Here is a 17,347-nt window from a genome sequence, read left to right as displayed (position 1 = left end):
TTCTTTTTGACGCCAACAAATGTGAACATAGGTGATAATATGAACAACTCCAGCCTAACAAGGTATTTTCAATTCGTGCTCGTGATATTAGCGGCGGGTGCCGTTTTTCCACTAGTTTATTTAAAAGCGCAGTATCAAGAGACTATTCTTGAAGTCTTCCAAATGAATGTCACCGACCTAAACAATATTTACTCCATTCTCGGTATGGTATTCGTAGCGGGTTACTTCCCAAGTGGTATTTTGAGTGATAAGTTCAGTGCTAAATCATTGCTTGTAGTTAGCCTACTAGGTACGGCTGCAGGCGGTTTCTGGTTTGCACAAATCCCTCAATATAGCGGAGTGGTTGGTTGCTTCATTATTTGGGGTATCTTTGCAGTATTCACTTTCTGGTCGGCTCACATGAAGCTAACTAAAATGTTGTCTACTCCTGAAGAAGAAGGCCGATTCTTTGGCTTCTTAGATGGTGGTCGTGGTTTGGTTGAAGCAGCTCTAGGTAGTGTTGCTTTATATCTTTTCACCACAACTCTAGGTGATAGCGAAGCCTTTGCAGACAAAGAAACAGCTCTTAAATCAGTTATCTACATGTACTCGTTCGCTTTGACAGCTATTGCAGTTCTAGTAGCACTCTTCGTTAAACCAACAGAAGATCGCAATGTCGAAACGGGTGAAGAAGAGAAATTCCGCCTAGCCGATGTTTCTAAGATTCTTACCAACAAATACGTTTGGCTACACGGTCTGATCATCTTCTGTGGCTATACTGTTTTCTGGTCGAACTACTATTACGGTGGCCACCTACAAAGCAACCTTGAGATGAGCGCAGTAACTGTCGGCTCTATGATGGTTGGTGTTCTATGGATGCGTCCTATTGGTGGCTTCCTGGGCGGCTACTGTGCTGATAAATTCGGCCGAGCTCAAACCGTGGCGACAGGTACTTTCCTAGCAGCGGTTGCATTATGTACACTAGCAATCATTCCAAGTTCAGCAGGTACAATCATAATTGGTAGCCTTGTGTTGCTGACCGCCGTCTTTATCTACGTGGTTCGTGGTACTTACTGGTCGATTCTAGGTCAGGCGAAGATCTCTGCTGCACTAACGGGTACAGCGATTGGTGTTGTGAGCTTAATCGGTTACCTACCAGATATTTTTATTCCACAAATGAACAGCTATCTATGGAGCACATTCGGTAATGACGATGGCTACCGAGCTTACTTTATCGTGACAGCTGCCTTTGGTGTTCTTGGTGCGATTTTAGCAATGGTCTTTAACCGCATGAGCAAAAAGGAAGAAGCGTCCTCTGAACCATCTAATCAAATTAACAGTGTTGAACTACCAACATCATAAGTGAAGAGAAAATCATGAAAATTAAACTGAATATTAATAAAGATAAAAACCGTTTTGATGTAAAAACAGGCGACAAAACAATGAAAGCAGTCGTTACCATGGGTAATGGTGGCTACGAAATGTTGGAGTACAAAGACGTACCAATGCCTGTAATTAGCGAAGGTGAAGTGTTAATCAAAGTCTTGGCGGCTGGCGTGAATAATACAGAAATCAATACTCGTCTTGGTTGGTACTCTCAGAAGGTAACCCAAAGCACGAATACTTTGTCTACGGATGAAAATGAGGTTACAGATGCGGCTGAGGAGAAAGATGGCGGCTGGAACAATGAAACACCTTTCCCATTCATTCAAGGTACAGACTGTGCGGGTCTAGTGGTTGAAGCGAAAGATCAAGCTGACCAACACCTTATTGGCAAACGTGTACTTATCCGCGCTTGTATTCGCCACGAAGGTTTTGAATCTCGTGAAAATATCTGGATGGCTTCTGATTTTGACGGTGCCTTTGCTCAATACGTGAAGATTTCTGCAAGCGAAGTTTTCCCAGTTGAGTGTGACTGGAGTGATGCAGAACTGGGCACGATTCCATGTGCCTATGCGACATCTGAAAATATGGTTCAGCGCTCAGGCGTAAAAGCAGGTGATCGTGTCTATGTTGCAGGTGCGTCTGGTGGTGTTGGCTCTGCGGTAGTTCAACTTGCAAAACGTCGTGGCGCTTATGTTATCGCGGCAGCAGAAGGCGAAGACAAGATCGAACGTGTGCGCTCTTACGGGGCTGATGAAGTCGTCGACTACGGTAAAAATGCACTCGAAGTGCTGGGCGAAATGTCGGTCGATATCATCATTGACAATGTGGCTGGCGACAATTTCGTCAACAACCTAAAAATGCTTAAGCGTGGTGGTCGCTATGCTTCTTCTGGCGCCATTGCAGGCCCACTAGTTGAGTTAGATTTCCGCACTATGTACCTAAGAGACTTGACGCTTGTTGGGTGCACTGGTTGGGATGAACCTGTATTCCCAAGCCTGATTGACGCTATCGAAAAGGGTGAAATCAAACCAGCCCTTTCAAAAGCCTTCCCTCTTTCTGACATAGTAGAAGCTCAAAAAGAACTTGTGAGCCGCAAGCATGTGGGCAAGCTTGTTCTTATTCCTGAACACGAAGACTAATTGAACCTGGTCGAGGCTCAGAGGGCCTCAGCCTTTTTAAAAGGAAAACGAAATGTCTATTTTTGAGAAAGTTCATGACATTAAACACCCAAGTTTGACAAAGGAAAATTGGGGAGAGGAACAACCGCTGGTTCGTGTCAATTTTCTAGGTAAAGAGTTGGATATCAGTCAACCGTCATCGACATTTTGGGTTTATTTACTCGGTGTGATCGTTACATTAGTTGGGGTTCAGTTCCTAGTAATGCAAGACGGCCAAATGTCACGTTTTTGGTGGGGCATTTCAATGCTTCTCTGGGGTATTGGTGCCATCATTGCAGGTACCAGTTATCAGGCGTTTGGCTATGAGCTGAAGGCGAAATACAGAGAACAGTGCTCATGGACAACCTGGTGGGAAGTGATTTACTTAATCTTCCAACAAGTCAGTATGAATGCCATGACGGTTGCTATTGCTTACTCTTCAATACCACCGGAATCAATTTGGTTTGATATCTTCATTTGGTATGCTGCAATCATGACGGTTGGCTACACCATTATTACTTTCTGGGGCGCATTTACGGCAACTAAATCCGTTATCACCTTTGAGTTTATGATGATGGCTTCTCTACCAAGCTTTATCGCCTTCATTGGAATTAACACCGTTGCTTTCATTAGAACCGGTGCAACCTATGATTTATTGTGCATGATCTCTTGGGCTCTAATTTATGCATCGTATTACTTCTTCGATAAATACTGGAAGCTAGGTATTGGTGAAGTTCTTTGGAAAGAGAAGAAAATTTGGTTCTCTGAGAACGATGTACTTCATGTCATTCTCGTCGTTTGGTCTCTAGTAATGATTGCTTTGCCATTTTATACAATGGATTACATTAACCTGTAAACCACACCCTAAACTATTGGTATTGTGATTTTCCTGTACAGTTCTAATCTACATAGTGCTGTACAGGAGTTAAGAGTGATATGCTCCAGTCAGACTGGACACTAAGCTAAGCTACTTTTTCCATACTTAGTTATTGATGATTTGCAAATTTAGTGAAGGTGCTGACAAAGTTTTGTCCGTGCGACGTGAAGTCGCATGAAGCGCTGTTTGTGATTACTGCTAGCACGTTTGTTCCTGCAATTAGTTATTCGAAGTAAGTTTGTAGTCGCATTGAAGTTGCTTTTGAAACATAACTTGCTTAGAAGGTCTTAAGTTAATCCCCCAAAGAGAAGGGAGCAATGGTGCTTTGCTTGAGACACAATACTCGCTAGCTTAGAAGCTACAAGCTACTTACCACCTTTAGGATATAACGCCCATATGGCTGGAATTGGAAGTCGACCAAGGTTCCCATCTGGATCGATCTGATGTATACCGAAAAAAAACAACTGATTAGTTTATCTACAAAGATTTGCCATTTTACCGTCTTGGTGCAACTATGTAAGCGCTCTATAGATCATGATTTAAGGATTAGGAATGCGAATACTCCTGCTCACTCTTTGTCTTTCTGTTATCAGTGGGTGTACAACCTACAGCGCGGTGGACAACGTACCTATCACCGATACCATGGGCAAGAAAGCCTACTCGTTTGAAAACTCGGTAAAGATGCTGAACGATGGCGAGTACACCATTGTGGTGGCGATGTCCGGTGGCGGCACTCGCGCGGCGGCATTGTCTTACGGTGTGTTAAAAGCGCTTCATGAGCAAACGCATCCACTGACCGAATCGCGCAATCTGCTTGATGAGGTAGACGTAATGAGTGCGGTATCCGGGGGCAGTTTTACCGCGGCGTATTATGGGTTGTACGGTGAGCAGCTTTTTACTGATTTCGAAGACGATTTTCTGTATTACGATGTGGGTGGTGACCTCACATCGCACTTCTTTAATCCACTGTTGTGGTTCTCAAGCCAAGGGTTGACTGAAAAGGCCGTGGATTATTATCAGGACCGGTTGTTTGAAGGCGCCACCTTTGCCGATTTGCAACGTGAGGGCAGCCCTCTGGTCATCTTGAATGCATCTGATTTGGGCAATGGGGTTCGCTTCTCCTTCCTGCAAGAATACTTTGACCTGCTGTGCTCCGATTTACTCGACTACCCGGTGGCCAATGCGGTTACGGCTTCGTCTGCGGTTCCGGTTCTCTTCAATCCTGTGGTTCTTGAAAACTATGGCACCTGTGCAATCGACAACCATTTCTTGATGCGTGATCTCGCAACGCTTCCTCCAATGACGAGGGCAACCTTGAGGGGTTGGCGAGTTACAGTAACAAAGAGAAACGCAAGTACATTCACTTGGTGGACGGTGGGATCACCGACAATCTGGGTTTGCTGTCGCTGTATGACATTGCTGATCTGGGCAATGGCCACATGGAGTTTCTGGAGCAAACCAAAGAGCAGATTTTACCCCACTATGTGATCATCGCTATCGATGCTTCGACAAAACCCGAAACGAATCTAGAGAGTTCACGTGAAGCACCGGGCATCACGGAAACCATTTCCGCCATGACGGATATTCAGCTCCACCGTTTTAACGCTACCACGCACGGCTTGATTGAAAAATGGCAGGAAGACTATACCGCCATGACCGCAAAAATGATGGGGGTGGAAGTGCAAACTTATCTGATCAACATCAGCTTATCTGACCTTGCGGTAGACGATGAAACGCGACACCGATTTCTTAACGATATTCCCACCAGTTTTACCTTGGATGAAGCGCAAGTCGATGCGCTGATCGAAGAGGGGGAAGCCAACTGCTGAGTCATCCGGACTTTATTCGCTTTGTTGAAAATATTACTGAGCAGGCGACGCTTCGTTCCAACTAGTATCATCCATGAACAAATGTGTATTAACCTGTGGCTGTTGAGTCGATACTTGCGGTGCTGATACGTGGTTCATGGACGAGCTGTTTATCAACATACGTGGTGAGCATCACTACCTTTGGCGAGCGGTTGAAAAGGATGGTGATGTTATCGATATTCTTGGACAGAAAAGAAGAGATGGAAAGGCGGCTAAGCGTTTCTTTAACCGCCTGTTAACGAGAAATCAGGGAGTTAGGCCTTGGAAAATTGTGACAGATCCACATTGGCTAGGTGATGGCGCAGTTATAATGTTGCTCAAAGGGTGCTTATTCGAGATTCATTTTACGACAACAGCAAGTACCACAATAATCGGAGTGAAAGTTCTCATGAACCAACAAGGGTTAGAGAGCGGCAAATGCGAAAATTCAAAAGCAGGGCACATGCGCAACGTTTTCTCAGTAATTTCTCTCCAGCGTATAACGTCTTTAATTGACAAAGACACTTGTATCGTGCCGAATTTTACAAAAGTCGAAGATCGGATGCTTTTGCTCCATGGTCCGTAGGCACTGCTAGTTAATAGGTATTCAGCCGAAAAACTGTGGCATAATTTGGTTAACTTGAGAGTTCCCTTTGATACCATGCGTAGCGGGCAGTCTGGGAAAGTTATTCTTGATTGGCAATAAATCAGTAAAATGTAAAAGGGGCGTTGGCTCCTTTTTTAATTAGAACTTATAAGGAAATATGATGACAAGTCGAGTTTATGTTATAGCGCAGTTCAAACCTAAAGCCGGACAAGAAGAAGCATTATTTGATGTATTGAAAGCGCTGGAACCAGATGCCTATCGTGAAGAAGGGTGCATCCAATATACTGTTACACGCCAAATTGAGCATGCAAGCGCGACTAATAACGAATACACCGTTGTATTTAACGAAATCTGGAAAGATGCACAAGCATGGGCAGCTCATGGTCGCAGACAACAGATTAAAGATTTTTTTGAGAATCAAGTGGTAGCAGAGACAGGTCTTGTTGCAGACGCCATTGTTACGGCTTATTCCGATGAAGGCCACAACTTTGATGCCCCCATTTTTGAATAGTTAAATATTTCAGAGTTCAAGTTAATATAGTGCTTCTTCTAGATAATCTAGCAATAACCTTACTTTAGGAGATAAGTGCCGATTATTAGGATAGAGAGCCCAAATGCCTTCTTCGGGAGGGCTATTGTTCTCCAGCAGCTTGGTTAACTTACCTTGTTCGATATAGGGCAGAACATAATAATCGGGAAGCTGGATAACCCCTAAACCTTTAATTGCGGCATCGGTAAGAGCGTGGCCGCTATTACATGTAAGCTTCCCTTTAACCTTGATATTTTTTGCCTTACCATTTTCTTGAAATCGCCAATATTCTAATGTGCCGATTAAACAGTTGTGTTGTTCTAGCTCAGAAAGCGAGTGAGGGACACCAAAGGTTGAAAGATAATCAGGAGAAGCACAGACGTATTGAGTTCGTGAACCGAGTTTTTTGGCCATCATGCTTGAGTCTTCTAATATGCCTAATCGAATAGCGAGATCGTACCCTTCGTCAACTAAATCGACCTTCTGATTAGTGAGGTTTATCTTCACTTCGAGTTCTGGGTATTTAACCATAAAGTTATTGATGAGAGGAGCGAGTGTTTTCTCACCGTAGGTGACGGGAGCAGTAATTTTTAATGAGCCTCTAGGGCTACTCTGTAAGTTAGTAATAGCTCGCTCGGCATCTTCTAGTCCATCGAGTACCAGCCGGCAGTGTTGATAATAGATTAATCCTACTTCAGTGACCGAAACCTTACGCGTTGTGCGATGTAAGAGCTTGGTTGCCATTCTTGTCTCTAGCGCACTAATTTGCCTGCTAACTTGGGCGGTTGATATACCTAAGCGTTTTGCCGCTTTGGTGAAACTTTCTGCTTCTGTAACAGCAACAAATTCACTTATTCCTTCCCAGATGGCCATTATTACTCTCCTGTAATTAAGCCGCGTTAATTGACTACTGTAAGTTATCTTATCATAAAAATTAGAGTGGAAATCGAAAAATAGAACTGAGCGTAAACTATTAATCATTGATTTTAAAGAAAATAACATCATGACCGCAATTTTCATTATTACCATATGGTAAAAGTGATTTTCAGAATGATCGGATTATCACCTTTATAAATGACAACTATAATGCATCTATACTTACGGAGAACAGAACAAGACCACACGTTTACTAGACTAAATTAAGGGTATCGAGATGACAGCACAGACAATAAAATCCAAAGCAGCAGTCGCATGGGCAGTAGGTAAGCCTCTATCTATGGAAATAGTAGATGTAATGCCACCTCAAAAAGGCGAAGTTCGAATAAAAATGATAGCGACGGGCGTTTGTCACACAGATGCTTTTACCTTATCTGGTGACGATCCTGAAGGGATTTTTCCGTGTATTTTAGGTCATGAAGGTGGCGGTATTGTTGAGTCTATTGGTGAAGGGGTGACAAGCGTACAAGTGGGTGACCACGTTATTCCGCTTTACACCCCCGAGTGTGGAGAATGTAAATTTTGTAAATCGGGTAAAACAAACCTTTGTCAAAAAATTCGAGAAACGCAGGGTAAAGGTCTTATGCCAGATGGTACGACTCGTTTTTCAAAAGATGGTGTAGATATTTTCCATTACATGGGTACCTCAACGTTCTCTGAATATACGGTTTTACCTGAAATATCCCTTGCGAAAGTAAACCCTGAAGCCCCTCTTGAAGAAGTTTGTCTGCTGGGTTGTGGTGTGACTACGGGAATGGGCGCTGTAATGAATACCGCAAAAGTGGAAGAGGGTGCAACTGTCGCTATCTTTGGTATGGGCGGTATTGGTTTGTCTGCGGTCATTGGCGCAACCATGGCAAAAGCGGCCCGTATCATCGTTATTGATATCAACGAAAGCAAATTTGATCTTGCCCGTAAACTGGGTGCAACGGACTTTATCAACCCTAAAGATTACGACCAACCAATACAAGATGTCATTGTTGAATTAACCGATGGCGGTGTTGATTATTCATTCGAGTGTATTGGTAACGTTGATGTGATGCGTTCAGCGCTTGAATGTTGTCATAAAGGCTGGGGAGAATCAGTTGTCATTGGTGTTGCAGGGGCAGGACAAGAAATCTCAACGCGTCCATTCCAACTTGTGACTGGGCGTGTATGGAGAGGGTCTGCATTTGGTGGTGTTAAAGGTCGTTCTGAACTACCAGAATACGTTGAACGTTATCTAGCTGGTGAGTTCAAGTTAAATGATTTTATTACTCATACAATGAGCTTAGAGCGAGTGAATGAGGCGTTCGACCTGATGCACGAAGGTAAGAGTATTCGTACCGTTATCCATTTTTGATCATAAGTCAAAGCAGACAGAGGAATGAGATAAGTGTCGATTGAGAATACAAGCGTGAACAAGAGTTTTGGTGGGTGGCATAAACGCTATAGTCACCATTCTAAAGTGCTAAATTGTCAGATGCAATTTGCTATCTATTTACCGCCACAAGCGTCAAATGGAGAGAAAGTTCCCGTCTTGTATTGGCTATCGGGGCTTACTTGTACGGATGAAAATTTTATGCAGAAATCGGGCATACAGTTGCTGGCGTCTGAGCTGGGAATAGCGATTGTTGCTCCCGATACTAGCCCTAGGGGGAAAGACGTAGCCGATGCAGATAGCTATGATCTTGGCCAAGGTGCCGGCTTTTATCTTAATGCAACTCAAGAGCCGTGGAATAAGCATTACCACATGTATGACTATGTGGTTGAAGAGTTACCAGCGTTGATTGAATCGACGTTTCCTGTAACAGATAAGCGTTCGATTTCAGGGCATTCTATGGGAGGACACGGTGCACTTGTCGTGGCATTGCGAAACGCAGCTGCCTATCAATCAGTATCGGCATTTAGTCCAATTTGTCACCCATCTATAACCCCATGGGGTAAAAAAGCTTTTGCTGCCTATCTTGGACGTGATAAAGCGTTATGGCGAGATTATGATGCGAGCATTTTACTGAGTGACGCGACCGACTTTGTTCCTGCTTTAGTCGATCAAGGCCTTGCTGATGAGTTTTTAAAAGAGCAGCTTAAAACGGAGCATTTACAATCTATCGCCAAACTCAAAGATTTCCCGATACAGATCAATTATCGCGAAGGTTATGACCACAGTTATTATTTTATCTCTAGCTTTATTGAGAGCCATTTGCGCTTCCATGCTAAATATCTTAAAAAGTAGCAACTAATCGATTCACAAAGCCTCAACTGAATATCTATCCAGTGAGGCTTATTCTATTTTACAAACTATTTTTGAGTAAGGCTTCGAATTAACTTAGGTACGTCTGTATTGTTTAAGACGCCTTCGAAATATTGAGAACCAGGTCCCGCAGCAAACAATGGTACCATGTTGCTTGAGTGACCACCGGTACTAGAAGCTTCTCGAACAGAACGATCTATAACACCCGCTTGATAATGCGCGGCTATTATTGAGCCAATTTCCCAACCGAGTTTGTATTGATACTTCAGTTTGCCTTTTGAACTCACCATGTGAGAATTTAATTCATTAACTTGTTCATCGGTAACTTCAAAACCTGCATACTCTTTGAATACGGCTTTAATAGAATCAGGTTCAAAACTTTTCCCGTCAGCGGCTTTAGTGAGTTTTCCTGCCATGAACTCTGGTGAAACGGTAATGTTTTTTAGGCCAGATATGTCCATTGGTTCGGTAACGGATAGGCCCATTGTTTCATGATCCGCTAAAACCACGATAAGTGTGTCATTTCTATTAGCAGCCCAATTCACAGTTTGTTTGACAGTACGGTCAAACTCCATAAATTCTTTCCATACACCGGTAATATCAGCGGCATGTGCCGCGTGGTCAATTCGAGCGCCTTCAACCATTAGGAAGAAACCATCTTTGTCTTTTTCAAGGATGTTGATAGCCTTTTCGGTCATTAACTCTAGGCTAGGTTCATTACTCCCTAAATCATCACGATCCAATTTGTAGTTCATATAAGTTGAATTGAATAAACCTAAAAGCTTGTCCGCATCTTCTACAGCTGCGAGTTGGTCTTTATCTTTTACAATGGTGTATCCAGTTTGCTCAAACTTAGGTAGGAGATCGATCCCGTCTTGTTTTTTTGGTCCGAAATATTTTGATCCACCGCCTAACAACACATCATATTCATGCTCAAGCATTTGGCGTGCAGCAGCTGGTTGGCCTTGATAACGATCAGCGACGCTTGCCGTAAATGCTGCTGGTGTTGCGTCTGTAACGGTGTTGGTCGAGATTACCCCAACTTTACGGCCAGATTTTTGGAAATCATCTAGAACGCTATCCACTTCAATGCCTTGTGAGTCAACACCGATAGCGCCGTTGTTCGTTTTTACGCTCGTTGCTATTGCGGTACCAGCAGCGGCAGAATCAGTGACTTGCTTGTTCGCAGAATAAGTTTTAACCAAGGCGACGTTGGGTAGTGATTCAATGAAATGAGAACCGTCTTTGCCATATTCCATATGACGAGCAATTTCAATTTGTCCCAACCCCATGCCGTCACCAATAAATACAATGACGTTTTTAGGCTTAGCCGTTTCTGCTTGAGCTAATGCAAAATTAGGGGAAGACATAACTTGACTAGAGCTTGTTAGTGCGATGATTGTGGCTAAAGTAATGGTGTTCAATTTCATAAATGGTACCCTTCAACTAGAGAAAATAAGACCTTTTATATAAAGATCAAAAATACGGTCGATACTCGAAAGAGCCCGTATTTTCACTGAAGGGGGTATCTGAAAATGATATTAATATCACACGATAGATATTAAATATCTATTGATAGAATGCTTTGTTTAATGCTGTTGAATTTATACCTTACATCACAGATTACTCGGTGAGTTCTTTAGTTAAGTCTCGAAAGAAGTGTCCAGTCTCACGTGTTGCGTCTCGTGTGGCATGCCCGATGGCAGTTGTTGCATCTTTCGTTGCTTTACCTACTTCACTGGCGTCTTTTTTTATCTGTTCTTTGTGCGTTGCAGAGCAGGCAAATAGAGTAGTGCAGAGAAATAGGGCTAATATAGAGTTTCTGTTATTCATCGTTAATGTCTAAGGCTATCAAAATTAAACTTGAGCTTATCACTTTGCCAATATCACGAAAACAAAAACGCTCTAAGCGAAGCCGTTTTTACAAGCTAGGGTTAGTTTTAGCATTCGTCATCTTTCTCTTTGTTCATATAACCTCCACCGTGATCATCGTTATGTAAAACCATCGGTTTTCATATATGAGATTTCAGTATGTAAATTTCGAGCTATATACAACCCAGTTTACGTGGTTAGATCACATTTTTATTATGAACCGAGGTGACACATGGGCTGGACAATTCAAGGAACAACACGTTATTTATCAGAGTTTGGTCTAAAACCGGTACGCAGCAGAATTAGCGTACAAGAAGGCACCATATTTCTTAGCGAATTACTCAAAGTTGACCCAAATAACATGATGAATTCGAATGGCTATGCTTATTATATTTGCCACCATAATGAAGAAGTAAAGGCGTTATTGATTACCACATCAATCGAAGATAAACGATATGTAAAAGAATCGGAAACCATGTTCAAAAGATTGGTGAAAAGCTTAGTTAAGCAGACCACGGCTGGCACGGTCAGAAAAGATCTTGATTTGGTTAATAATCTGGTAGAGAAAGTGGGAGAGCATACGTTTCAGATAGAAAGAAATGGCGTTAATCATGACAACTCATTGAGATGTATTTTAAGCCTATCTGAAAATGCATCAGAAGCTAAGCAATGGTTAGACAATATTGATTGCCAAGTAGACTGATATATTTTTTGCCTTATGTAGATATCACTCATGCCATGCCCGTAAGATAGGGAACTCTCTAACAAGAGAAGACCTAGTTTACGGGCATGACATTATTTTTTTATTGATGTTTTTATACCAGCTTAGTCACCTAGGGCGACGCCTTCACGTCGAGGATCTGCGCCACCAATTAACTGTCCATCTTTGAATAAAATAGCATGCAGGCCAGAATTTAAGTCTCGGATATTAACCTTAAAGCCCATTTTTTCTAGCGGTTCTTTAAAGTTTTCAGCCGACGTACCTTGTTCAAGATCGTAAGTTCCAAAACGATTCACCATATGTGGCATATCTATAGCCTGTTGTATATCCATTCCCCAATCAAGGTGCGCTATCAAGGTTTGCGCGACATAGCCAATGATACGAGAACCTCCTGGTGAGCCTACCGCCATGTAGGGTTCGCCATCTTTCATTACGATAGTTGGAGCCATAGAAGAGCGGGGACGTTTTCCTGGTTCTAGGCGATTAGCGATTGGATAGCCATTTTTATAAGTCGCAAATGAAAAATCTGTGAGTTCATTATTGAGAATAAAGCCGTTGCTCATGACTCGAGACCCAAACCCGTTTTCCACAGTGCTCGTCATTGAGATTATGTTGCTTTCTTTATCCACAATGACTAAATGAGTTGTACTAGGTAACTCGATCGATTGGTCATCAGCCAGAGCGATTTTACCTTCCCATGGTGGTTCACCAGCGTTGACGCTTTCTAGTGCCTTACCTTTTTTGATTAACCAAGACCGGCTAGCAAGATAATCGGGGTCTAGTAAGCCTTCCGGTACGGGTACGAAATCTGAATCCGCCATGTACCTTCCTCTATCGGCAAACGCTAATCGTGAGGCATCACCTATAATCTGCCAAGAAACTGGATCTTCAGGCCCCATTTTTGCTATATCAAATCGACTTGAAATCCCCATGATCTGCCCGACAGTGAGTGCCCCAGAGCTTGGTGGTCCCATGCCACAGATATTGTATTGACGGTATGGAGCACAGGTGGTTTCTCTTTCTACAACGGTGTAATTTGTAAAATCAGTTTGCGATAGATAACCAGGGTTATCAGTAATACCAGTTACCTTCGCGATGATATCTTTGGCAATTTGACCTTGATAGAATGCGCTTTCGCCCTCTTTTGCTAGTGTTGTTAGTGTTTTCGCATAAGCTGGGTTCTTTAATGTAGTACCTTCTTTTAAAGGCGTTCCGTCTGATTCAAAAAAATAAGCTTTAGTATCTGGGTAGCGAGCTAAGCGGTCTTTGTCTTTTGCGATAGAAGAGGCCAAGCGTTCCGACACGGTAAAACCATCGGTTGCCATTTTAGTTGCAGGTATAAATAGCTCTGACCAACTTTTTTGACCATATTTTTCATGCATTGTCGCAAGCAGCTTCACCGTACCTGGAGTACCAACTGAACGGCCACCAACAACAGCATCATAGAACTTTAAAGGCTTTCCCTGTTCATCTTGAAATAGCTCGGGACGAGCGGCTAATGGTGCGGTTTCTCTGCCATCAAATGTGGTGATTTTTTTGGATTTAGCATCGTAGTAAACCAAAAATGCACCACCACCTAACCCAGAAGATTGTGGCTCAACCAAACCTAATACCGTTTGCACTGCCACCAAAGCATCAGCAGCATTACCACCACTTTTTAGCACGTCATAGCCAGCTTGAGCAGCCAACGGGTTTGCTGCTGCAACCATATATTCGTTTGCGATAACGGCCTTTTTTGCCGTCACTTTGCTTGTTAACTCTGGAGCAACAGAATCAGCGACTTGTGACGTGGCACTGGCATTGACGGAAAGAAAAAATAAGCCAACTGACGTGATTGTTTTTTTATACATATATTCCCTTGTTATGTTTTTAACTTATTGAAATAAAAGGCGATACTTGCAAGTATTAGTCCATGTTTGCCTCGTTCAAAATCAACAGGTTATATTGTTATTGATAACATTTAATCAAGACGTCTTACTCATTTGAGTCAAACTGCACTGGAATGGGGAAAGTATAGGAGAGATTGAAAATAGATGGTGCTGGTTTTATGGAAAAAAAGGGTGGGTAGTTTTACCTACTTCACCCTTTCAAGAAAAAGAACAAATGTTGTCTTGAAAGGGTGAAATCGTATTTTTAATGAGATTAGTCTTTGTCTATCGGAGACCAATTTACCGGGCCTTCTTCTTTGCTACACATTACCCAAAGAAGGAGAGCTAAACCTGCGTAACCAAATGTTACCGATGGACTAGCATTCCATGCGAGTTGTGAACCATGAATAAACCCAAAGAAGGACAAGATAGCAGCAATACCTGCATAAACCGCGGCCCAATTGAAACGTTTTTCAATGATGAATACAGCAATAGCGCCAAGCATTAAACCAGCCAGAATTGAACCACCACCTAATGTTTCTACACCATGATAGAGAACATTGTTTTGAGCTAAATTAGCAAATCCTACATCGGTATAATTGGTTCCAGCCGCAAACAATGCGCCATCAACCTGAGTTTTTGCCCATTCAGCAATACTTGGAATAATGGCTAGAATAATTGCGGGAGCATGGGCTCGCGGAGTTGCTTGGAAAGCTTGAGCACCAATAACCAAACCGATAAACAACAAAATAGGTAAAATGGCGACCAACGGTATAATTGAAAGTAACAGAGCGGCCAAACCAAGAAAACAAACAGTAGCAACACAGAATCCAGTCGCTAGGGAATAACCAATCCTGCCTCCAACCGCTTTCCAACCAGGGTGACCGATATAAACGGCAGGAGGGAAAGGTGAGCCTAGGAATGAACCAATAACAGCACCACCACCATCGGCTAAAAGCACTTTTCGTAGGTCATAATCGTCACCTGCTGCAGATGCAGATTCAACATTATTGATTGCTTCTGTGAAGTTATAGATACCTAGTGGAATAGCAGTGACTAGTAATGGCCAGACTTTACCCATAGGGACAGCAAAAACATCCCCAGAGAAAGAAGGCAGGTAAATGTTAAACTGACTCATGGCTTTTCCTACTTCTGTCGGAACCATGATATCACTGTAACCAAGGAATACTGCGGTCCAAGCTAGAACCATTCCGACGATAACCGCAGCAAGACCTGCAGGAACACCGAAGGGCATACGGACATTGCCGAGCCAGCCTAGGAGGATGATACCGAAGCAAATAAGAGCAATCCAAGGTTGTTCATACATCTGGAAGGCAGGGCGCATCGAAATGAAGGCAATTGAAATACCGGCCAGTGTACCGAGCATAGCGGCACGTGGCGTATATTTACGGATAGTAGGGCCAACAAATGCACCGATTAGAACAATGATCCCGATGATTAATGCCCAGATTAACCCCAACTGCCAGGCAAGAATAGGATCTTTTGTCTGTAAGTAAGTGGGCAACATGACCAGAAAAACCACGATGAACATATGAGGTACGCTGGGACCATATGGTAAGGCTGTAACATCATTTCTGTCTTCTTCCTGGCTTTTTTTATAGGCCATGTACGCATAGAACATATTACCTAATGGTAATGCGATGCCAAGAGCAGGAAGAATACGCCCGAATACCAAATCACTTGGTAAGTTAACGACATAAAGAGAAAGCCCAGTTAAGACTAATACGTTTAATAAAATATTTGTAAATAAGCCAAAGAAGGCGTTCCAATCACCTGGTGCCCATAGTTTTGGTTTGATATTTGCTGTACTCATAAGTACCTCGACGATGTTCAGTTTTGATTTGTATAGAAAAGCGGTTAAATCACGTCTATTTATTGATCGAAAGGACGTTATCGCTCTTGTTAGTCGTGCTTAGCTTATTCTTCTTTAGTTGCAATGTAGTTTCTCCAACCACCTGTCTCTGTTATCTCTAGTTGCCCTTCGACTAACCATGGTTCGCCTAATACACCAAGCACTATGGTTCCATTTGCTAGTGTTACTTTTCCTATTGATAATCCTGCTGGCTCATTGCTCAGCACAGTGGCAAATGCTTCCATAGGCAGCTCCCATAGTTCCAAAGCGACACAGTTGTTTTTTTCTTTGGTGCGAATCATCGCTGGGTGTTTGTCATTAATTGACCAAAGACGGTAATGTGGTTCAGTTTTATCCTCACGGATAAACTTCCCACCGACATTAGTCAGGTTTGAGTTGAGTTCTAGACCGTGCATTAAAGTGCCATTAACGGCCAAAAGAGTTGTTTTCGACATATTATATGTTCCATAAATAATTGATAAGGTTGTAATTGATACGATTCAATTACGGATTATTTCGAATCCACGTACCTGTGTTTCCTTTAATGGCTTGCATAAGTGTATTTGCTTTTGTAATCAAGCCGGTTCCACCTTCATTTCCGTCCAAAAACTGAAGTACAGCATCTACTTTTGGTTTCATTGAACCTTCGCCAAATTGGCCCTGTTCACTGAGCATTTTGGCTTTAGAATAATCGAGATTATCTAGCCATTGTTCGTCACTCTTACCAAAATTAATGGCGACTTTTTCTACACCTGTTGGGATGATTAATAAATCAGCTTTGAGTTCTGTTGCGAGCAAAGCAGAGGTTATATCTTTGTCAATGACGGCCTCAATGCCTATTAATGTCCCTTCTGAATTTCGTTCAACAGGAATACCGCCACCACCAGCGGCAATGACCAAAGATCCGTGAAGTAATAAGGTCTTTATACTGTCCAGCTCAATGATTTCTTGTGGTGCAGGGCTTGCAACACAACGGCGCCAACCTCTGCCAGAATCCTCCATTATGTGCCAACCTAATTCGGCAGCATGTTTTTCTGCCATCGATTTATCCATAAACGCACCGATGGGTTTATTTGGTGCATCAAACGCAGGGTCATCTCTGTTAACCCGTGTTTGAGTGACAAGAGTGACGACAGGGCAGTTTAGTTGTCGCTGAGTAAGCTCATTATTTAGCGCTTTTTGAAACATATATCCGATAGCACCCTGAGTATCCCCAACGGCGTAATCAATGGGTACTGGTGAGACTTCGTTTGAAGCTAATTCTGAACGGCGCAGAATAAAACCAATTTGAGGACCATTCCCATGCGTGAGCACTAAGTTCCAACCCGCTTCGATTAAATCGACCAGATATCCAACATTGTTAACAACGGTTTGGTACTGGTCATGGATAGAGCAGTGGTCGTTATCATCAATCAGGGCATTGCCGCCGAAAGCGACCACAGCAAGTGGTTTCTTTTTCATA

The 17,347-nt window shown here is 42.8% G+C and carries 17 protein-coding genes; 10 read left to right on the top strand and 7 right to left on the bottom strand.

Annotated elements, in window-relative coordinates; all coding sequences use genetic code 11:
- Nucleotides 1–39: 39 nt before the first annotated feature.
- The 7 genes from PGX00_RS18130 to PGX00_RS18100 all read left to right on the top strand — a co-directional run bounded on the left by PGX00_RS18130 (nt 40) and on the right by PGX00_RS18100 (nt 6,364).
- Nucleotides 40–1,341, top strand: coding sequence for an MFS transporter (locus PGX00_RS18130; RefSeq protein WP_272139210.1), 1,302 nt, complete (start codon nt 40–42; stop codon nt 1,339–1,341).
- Nucleotides 1,342–1,355: 14 nt separating this feature from the next.
- A complete protein-coding gene (locus PGX00_RS18125; protein ID WP_272139208.1) occupies nt 1,356–2,504 on the top strand; it encodes a zinc-binding dehydrogenase in 1,149 nt (382 codons plus the stop codon).
- A 52-nt stretch (nt 2,505–2,556) separates the two neighbouring features.
- The gene (locus tag PGX00_RS18120; RefSeq protein ID WP_272139206.1) at nt 2,557–3,378 is read left to right on the top strand and encodes a hypothetical protein; all 822 of its coding nucleotides are present in this window, start codon (nt 2,557–2,559) and stop codon (nt 3,376–3,378) included.
- Between the two features lie 573 nt (nt 3,379–3,951).
- Entirely contained in the window at nt 3,952–4,887 is a 936-nt protein-coding gene (locus PGX00_RS18115; protein ID WP_272139204.1) for a patatin-like phospholipase family protein, read from the top strand.
- Nucleotides 4,839–5,228 (top strand): hypothetical protein, encoded by a 390-nt coding sequence (locus PGX00_RS18110; RefSeq protein ID WP_272139202.1) that lies wholly within the window; start codon nt 4,839–4,841, stop codon nt 5,226–5,228. Before PGX00_RS18115 ends, PGX00_RS18110 begins: the two co-directional genes overlap by 49 nt.
- Before the next feature lie 136 nt (nt 5,229–5,364).
- Nucleotides 5,365–5,832 carry a DDE-type integrase/transposase/recombinase gene (locus PGX00_RS23115; RefSeq protein WP_272139199.1) on the top strand — a complete coding sequence of 156 codons (468 nt, stop codon included), beginning with the start codon at nt 5,365–5,367 and terminating at the stop codon, nt 5,830–5,832.
- A gap of 181 nt (nt 5,833–6,013) precedes the next feature.
- Nucleotides 6,014–6,364, top strand: a complete 351-nt coding sequence (locus PGX00_RS18100; protein WP_272139197.1) for a putative quinol monooxygenase — start codon at nt 6,014–6,016, stop codon at nt 6,362–6,364.
- Between the two features lie 21 nt (nt 6,365–6,385).
- Here the strand turns inward: PGX00_RS18100 and PGX00_RS18095 are convergent, their stop codons facing one another.
- Nucleotides 6,386–7,255, bottom strand: coding sequence for a LysR substrate-binding domain-containing protein (locus PGX00_RS18095; RefSeq protein WP_272139195.1), 870 nt, complete (start codon nt 7,253–7,255; stop codon nt 6,386–6,388).
- A gap of 280 nt (nt 7,256–7,535) precedes the next feature.
- Here PGX00_RS18095 and PGX00_RS18090 point away from each other — a divergent pair, with 280 nt between their 5' ends.
- Together PGX00_RS18090 and fghA are read left to right on the top strand one after the other, a co-directional pair.
- Nucleotides 7,536–8,660, top strand: coding sequence for an S-(hydroxymethyl)glutathione dehydrogenase/class III alcohol dehydrogenase (locus tag PGX00_RS18090; protein WP_272139193.1), 1,125 nt, complete (start codon nt 7,536–7,538; stop codon nt 8,658–8,660).
- A gap of 33 nt (nt 8,661–8,693) precedes the next feature.
- Nucleotides 8,694–9,533: an S-formylglutathione hydrolase gene (gene fghA, locus PGX00_RS18085; RefSeq protein ID WP_272139191.1), complete on the top strand. Its 840-nt coding sequence runs from the start codon at nt 8,694–8,696 to the stop codon at nt 9,531–9,533.
- Between the two features lie 65 nt (nt 9,534–9,598).
- On the opposite strand, the gene PGX00_RS18080 is transcribed toward fghA, so the two are convergent.
- Entirely contained in the window at nt 9,599–10,981 is a 1,383-nt protein-coding gene (locus PGX00_RS18080; RefSeq protein ID WP_272139189.1) for an alkaline phosphatase, read from the bottom strand.
- 193 nt (nt 10,982–11,174) lie between these two features.
- Complete coding sequence (locus PGX00_RS18075) at nt 11,175–11,384, bottom strand: hypothetical protein (RefSeq protein ID WP_272139187.1); 210 nt, start codon at nt 11,382–11,384, stop codon at nt 11,175–11,177.
- Between the two features lie 271 nt (nt 11,385–11,655).
- Between PGX00_RS18075 and PGX00_RS18070 the strand changes: the two genes are divergently transcribed.
- Nucleotides 11,656–12,126 (top strand): hypothetical protein, encoded by a 471-nt coding sequence (locus tag PGX00_RS18070; protein ID WP_272139185.1) that lies wholly within the window; start codon nt 11,656–11,658, stop codon nt 12,124–12,126.
- A 122-nt stretch (nt 12,127–12,248) separates the two neighbouring features.
- On the opposite strand, the gene ggt is transcribed toward PGX00_RS18070, so the two are convergent.
- The 4 genes from ggt to PGX00_RS18050 all read right to left on the bottom strand — a co-directional run bounded on the left by ggt (nt 12,249) and on the right by PGX00_RS18050 (nt 17,346).
- Complete coding sequence (gene ggt / locus PGX00_RS18065; protein WP_272139183.1) at nt 12,249–13,994, bottom strand: gamma-glutamyltransferase; 1,746 nt, start codon at nt 13,992–13,994, stop codon at nt 12,249–12,251.
- A 292-nt stretch (nt 13,995–14,286) separates the two neighbouring features.
- Entirely contained in the window at nt 14,287–15,846 is a 1,560-nt protein-coding gene (locus PGX00_RS18060) for a xanthine permease (RefSeq protein ID WP_272139181.1), read from the bottom strand.
- A gap of 104 nt (nt 15,847–15,950) precedes the next feature.
- Nucleotides 15,951–16,340, bottom strand: a complete 390-nt coding sequence (locus tag PGX00_RS18055) for an allophanate hydrolase-related protein (protein ID WP_272139179.1) — start codon at nt 16,338–16,340, stop codon at nt 15,951–15,953.
- 49 nt (nt 16,341–16,389) lie between these two features.
- Nucleotides 16,390–17,346 (bottom strand): carbamate kinase, encoded by a 957-nt coding sequence (locus tag PGX00_RS18050; RefSeq protein ID WP_272139178.1) that lies wholly within the window; start codon nt 17,344–17,346, stop codon nt 16,390–16,392.
- Nucleotide 17,347 lies beyond the last annotated feature (1 nt).

Origin of the sequence: Vibrio algarum (genome assembly GCF_028204155.1) — a bacterium.
Lineage (GTDB): Bacteria > Pseudomonadota > Gammaproteobacteria > Enterobacterales > Vibrionaceae > Vibrio > Vibrio algarum.
This window is presented reverse-complemented; position numbering and strand designations above follow the sequence as displayed.

Bases quoted from the DNA above. Each gene is read 5' to 3' on its own strand.
- PGX00_RS18130 (WP_272139210.1), top strand. From the start codon at position 40: ATGAACAACTCCAGCCTAACAAGGTATTTTCAATTCGTGCTCGTGATA.
- PGX00_RS18125 (WP_272139208.1), top strand. From the start codon at position 1,356: ATGAAAATTAAACTGAATATTAATAAAGATAAAAACCGTTTTGATGTA.
- PGX00_RS18120 (WP_272139206.1), top strand. From the start codon at position 2,557: ATGTCTATTTTTGAGAAAGTTCATGACATTAAACACCCAAGTTTGACA.
- PGX00_RS18115 (WP_272139204.1), top strand. From the start codon at position 3,952: ATGCGAATACTCCTGCTCACTCTTTGTCTTTCTGTTATCAGTGGGTGT.
- PGX00_RS18110 (WP_272139202.1), top strand. From the start codon at position 4,839: ATGGAGTTTCTGGAGCAAACCAAAGAGCAGATTTTACCCCACTATGTG.
- PGX00_RS23115 (WP_272139199.1), top strand. From the start codon at position 5,365: ATGGACGAGCTGTTTATCAACATACGTGGTGAGCATCACTACCTTTGG.
- PGX00_RS18100 (WP_272139197.1), top strand. From the start codon at position 6,014: ATGACAAGTCGAGTTTATGTTATAGCGCAGTTCAAACCTAAAGCCGGA.
- PGX00_RS18095 (WP_272139195.1), bottom strand. From the start codon at position 7,255: ATGGCCATCTGGGAAGGAATAAGTGAATTTGTTGCTGTTACAGAAGCA.
- PGX00_RS18090 (WP_272139193.1), top strand. From the start codon at position 7,536: ATGACAGCACAGACAATAAAATCCAAAGCAGCAGTCGCATGGGCAGTA.
- PGX00_RS18080 (WP_272139189.1), bottom strand. From the start codon at position 10,981: ATGAAATTGAACACCATTACTTTAGCCACAATCATCGCACTAACAAGC.
- PGX00_RS18075 (WP_272139187.1), bottom strand. From the start codon at position 11,384: ATGAATAACAGAAACTCTATATTAGCCCTATTTCTCTGCACTACTCTA.
- PGX00_RS18070 (WP_272139185.1), top strand. From the start codon at position 11,656: ATGGGCTGGACAATTCAAGGAACAACACGTTATTTATCAGAGTTTGGT.
- ggt (WP_272139183.1), bottom strand. From the start codon at position 13,994: ATGTATAAAAAAACAATCACGTCAGTTGGCTTATTTTTTCTTTCCGTC.
- PGX00_RS18060 (WP_272139181.1), bottom strand. From the start codon at position 15,846: ATGAGTACAGCAAATATCAAACCAAAACTATGGGCACCAGGTGATTGG.
- PGX00_RS18055 (WP_272139179.1), bottom strand. From the start codon at position 16,340: ATGTCGAAAACAACTCTTTTGGCCGTTAATGGCACTTTAATGCACGGT.
- PGX00_RS18050 (WP_272139178.1), bottom strand. From the start codon at position 17,346: ATGAAAAAGAAACCACTTGCTGTGGTCGCTTTCGGCGGCAATGCCCTG.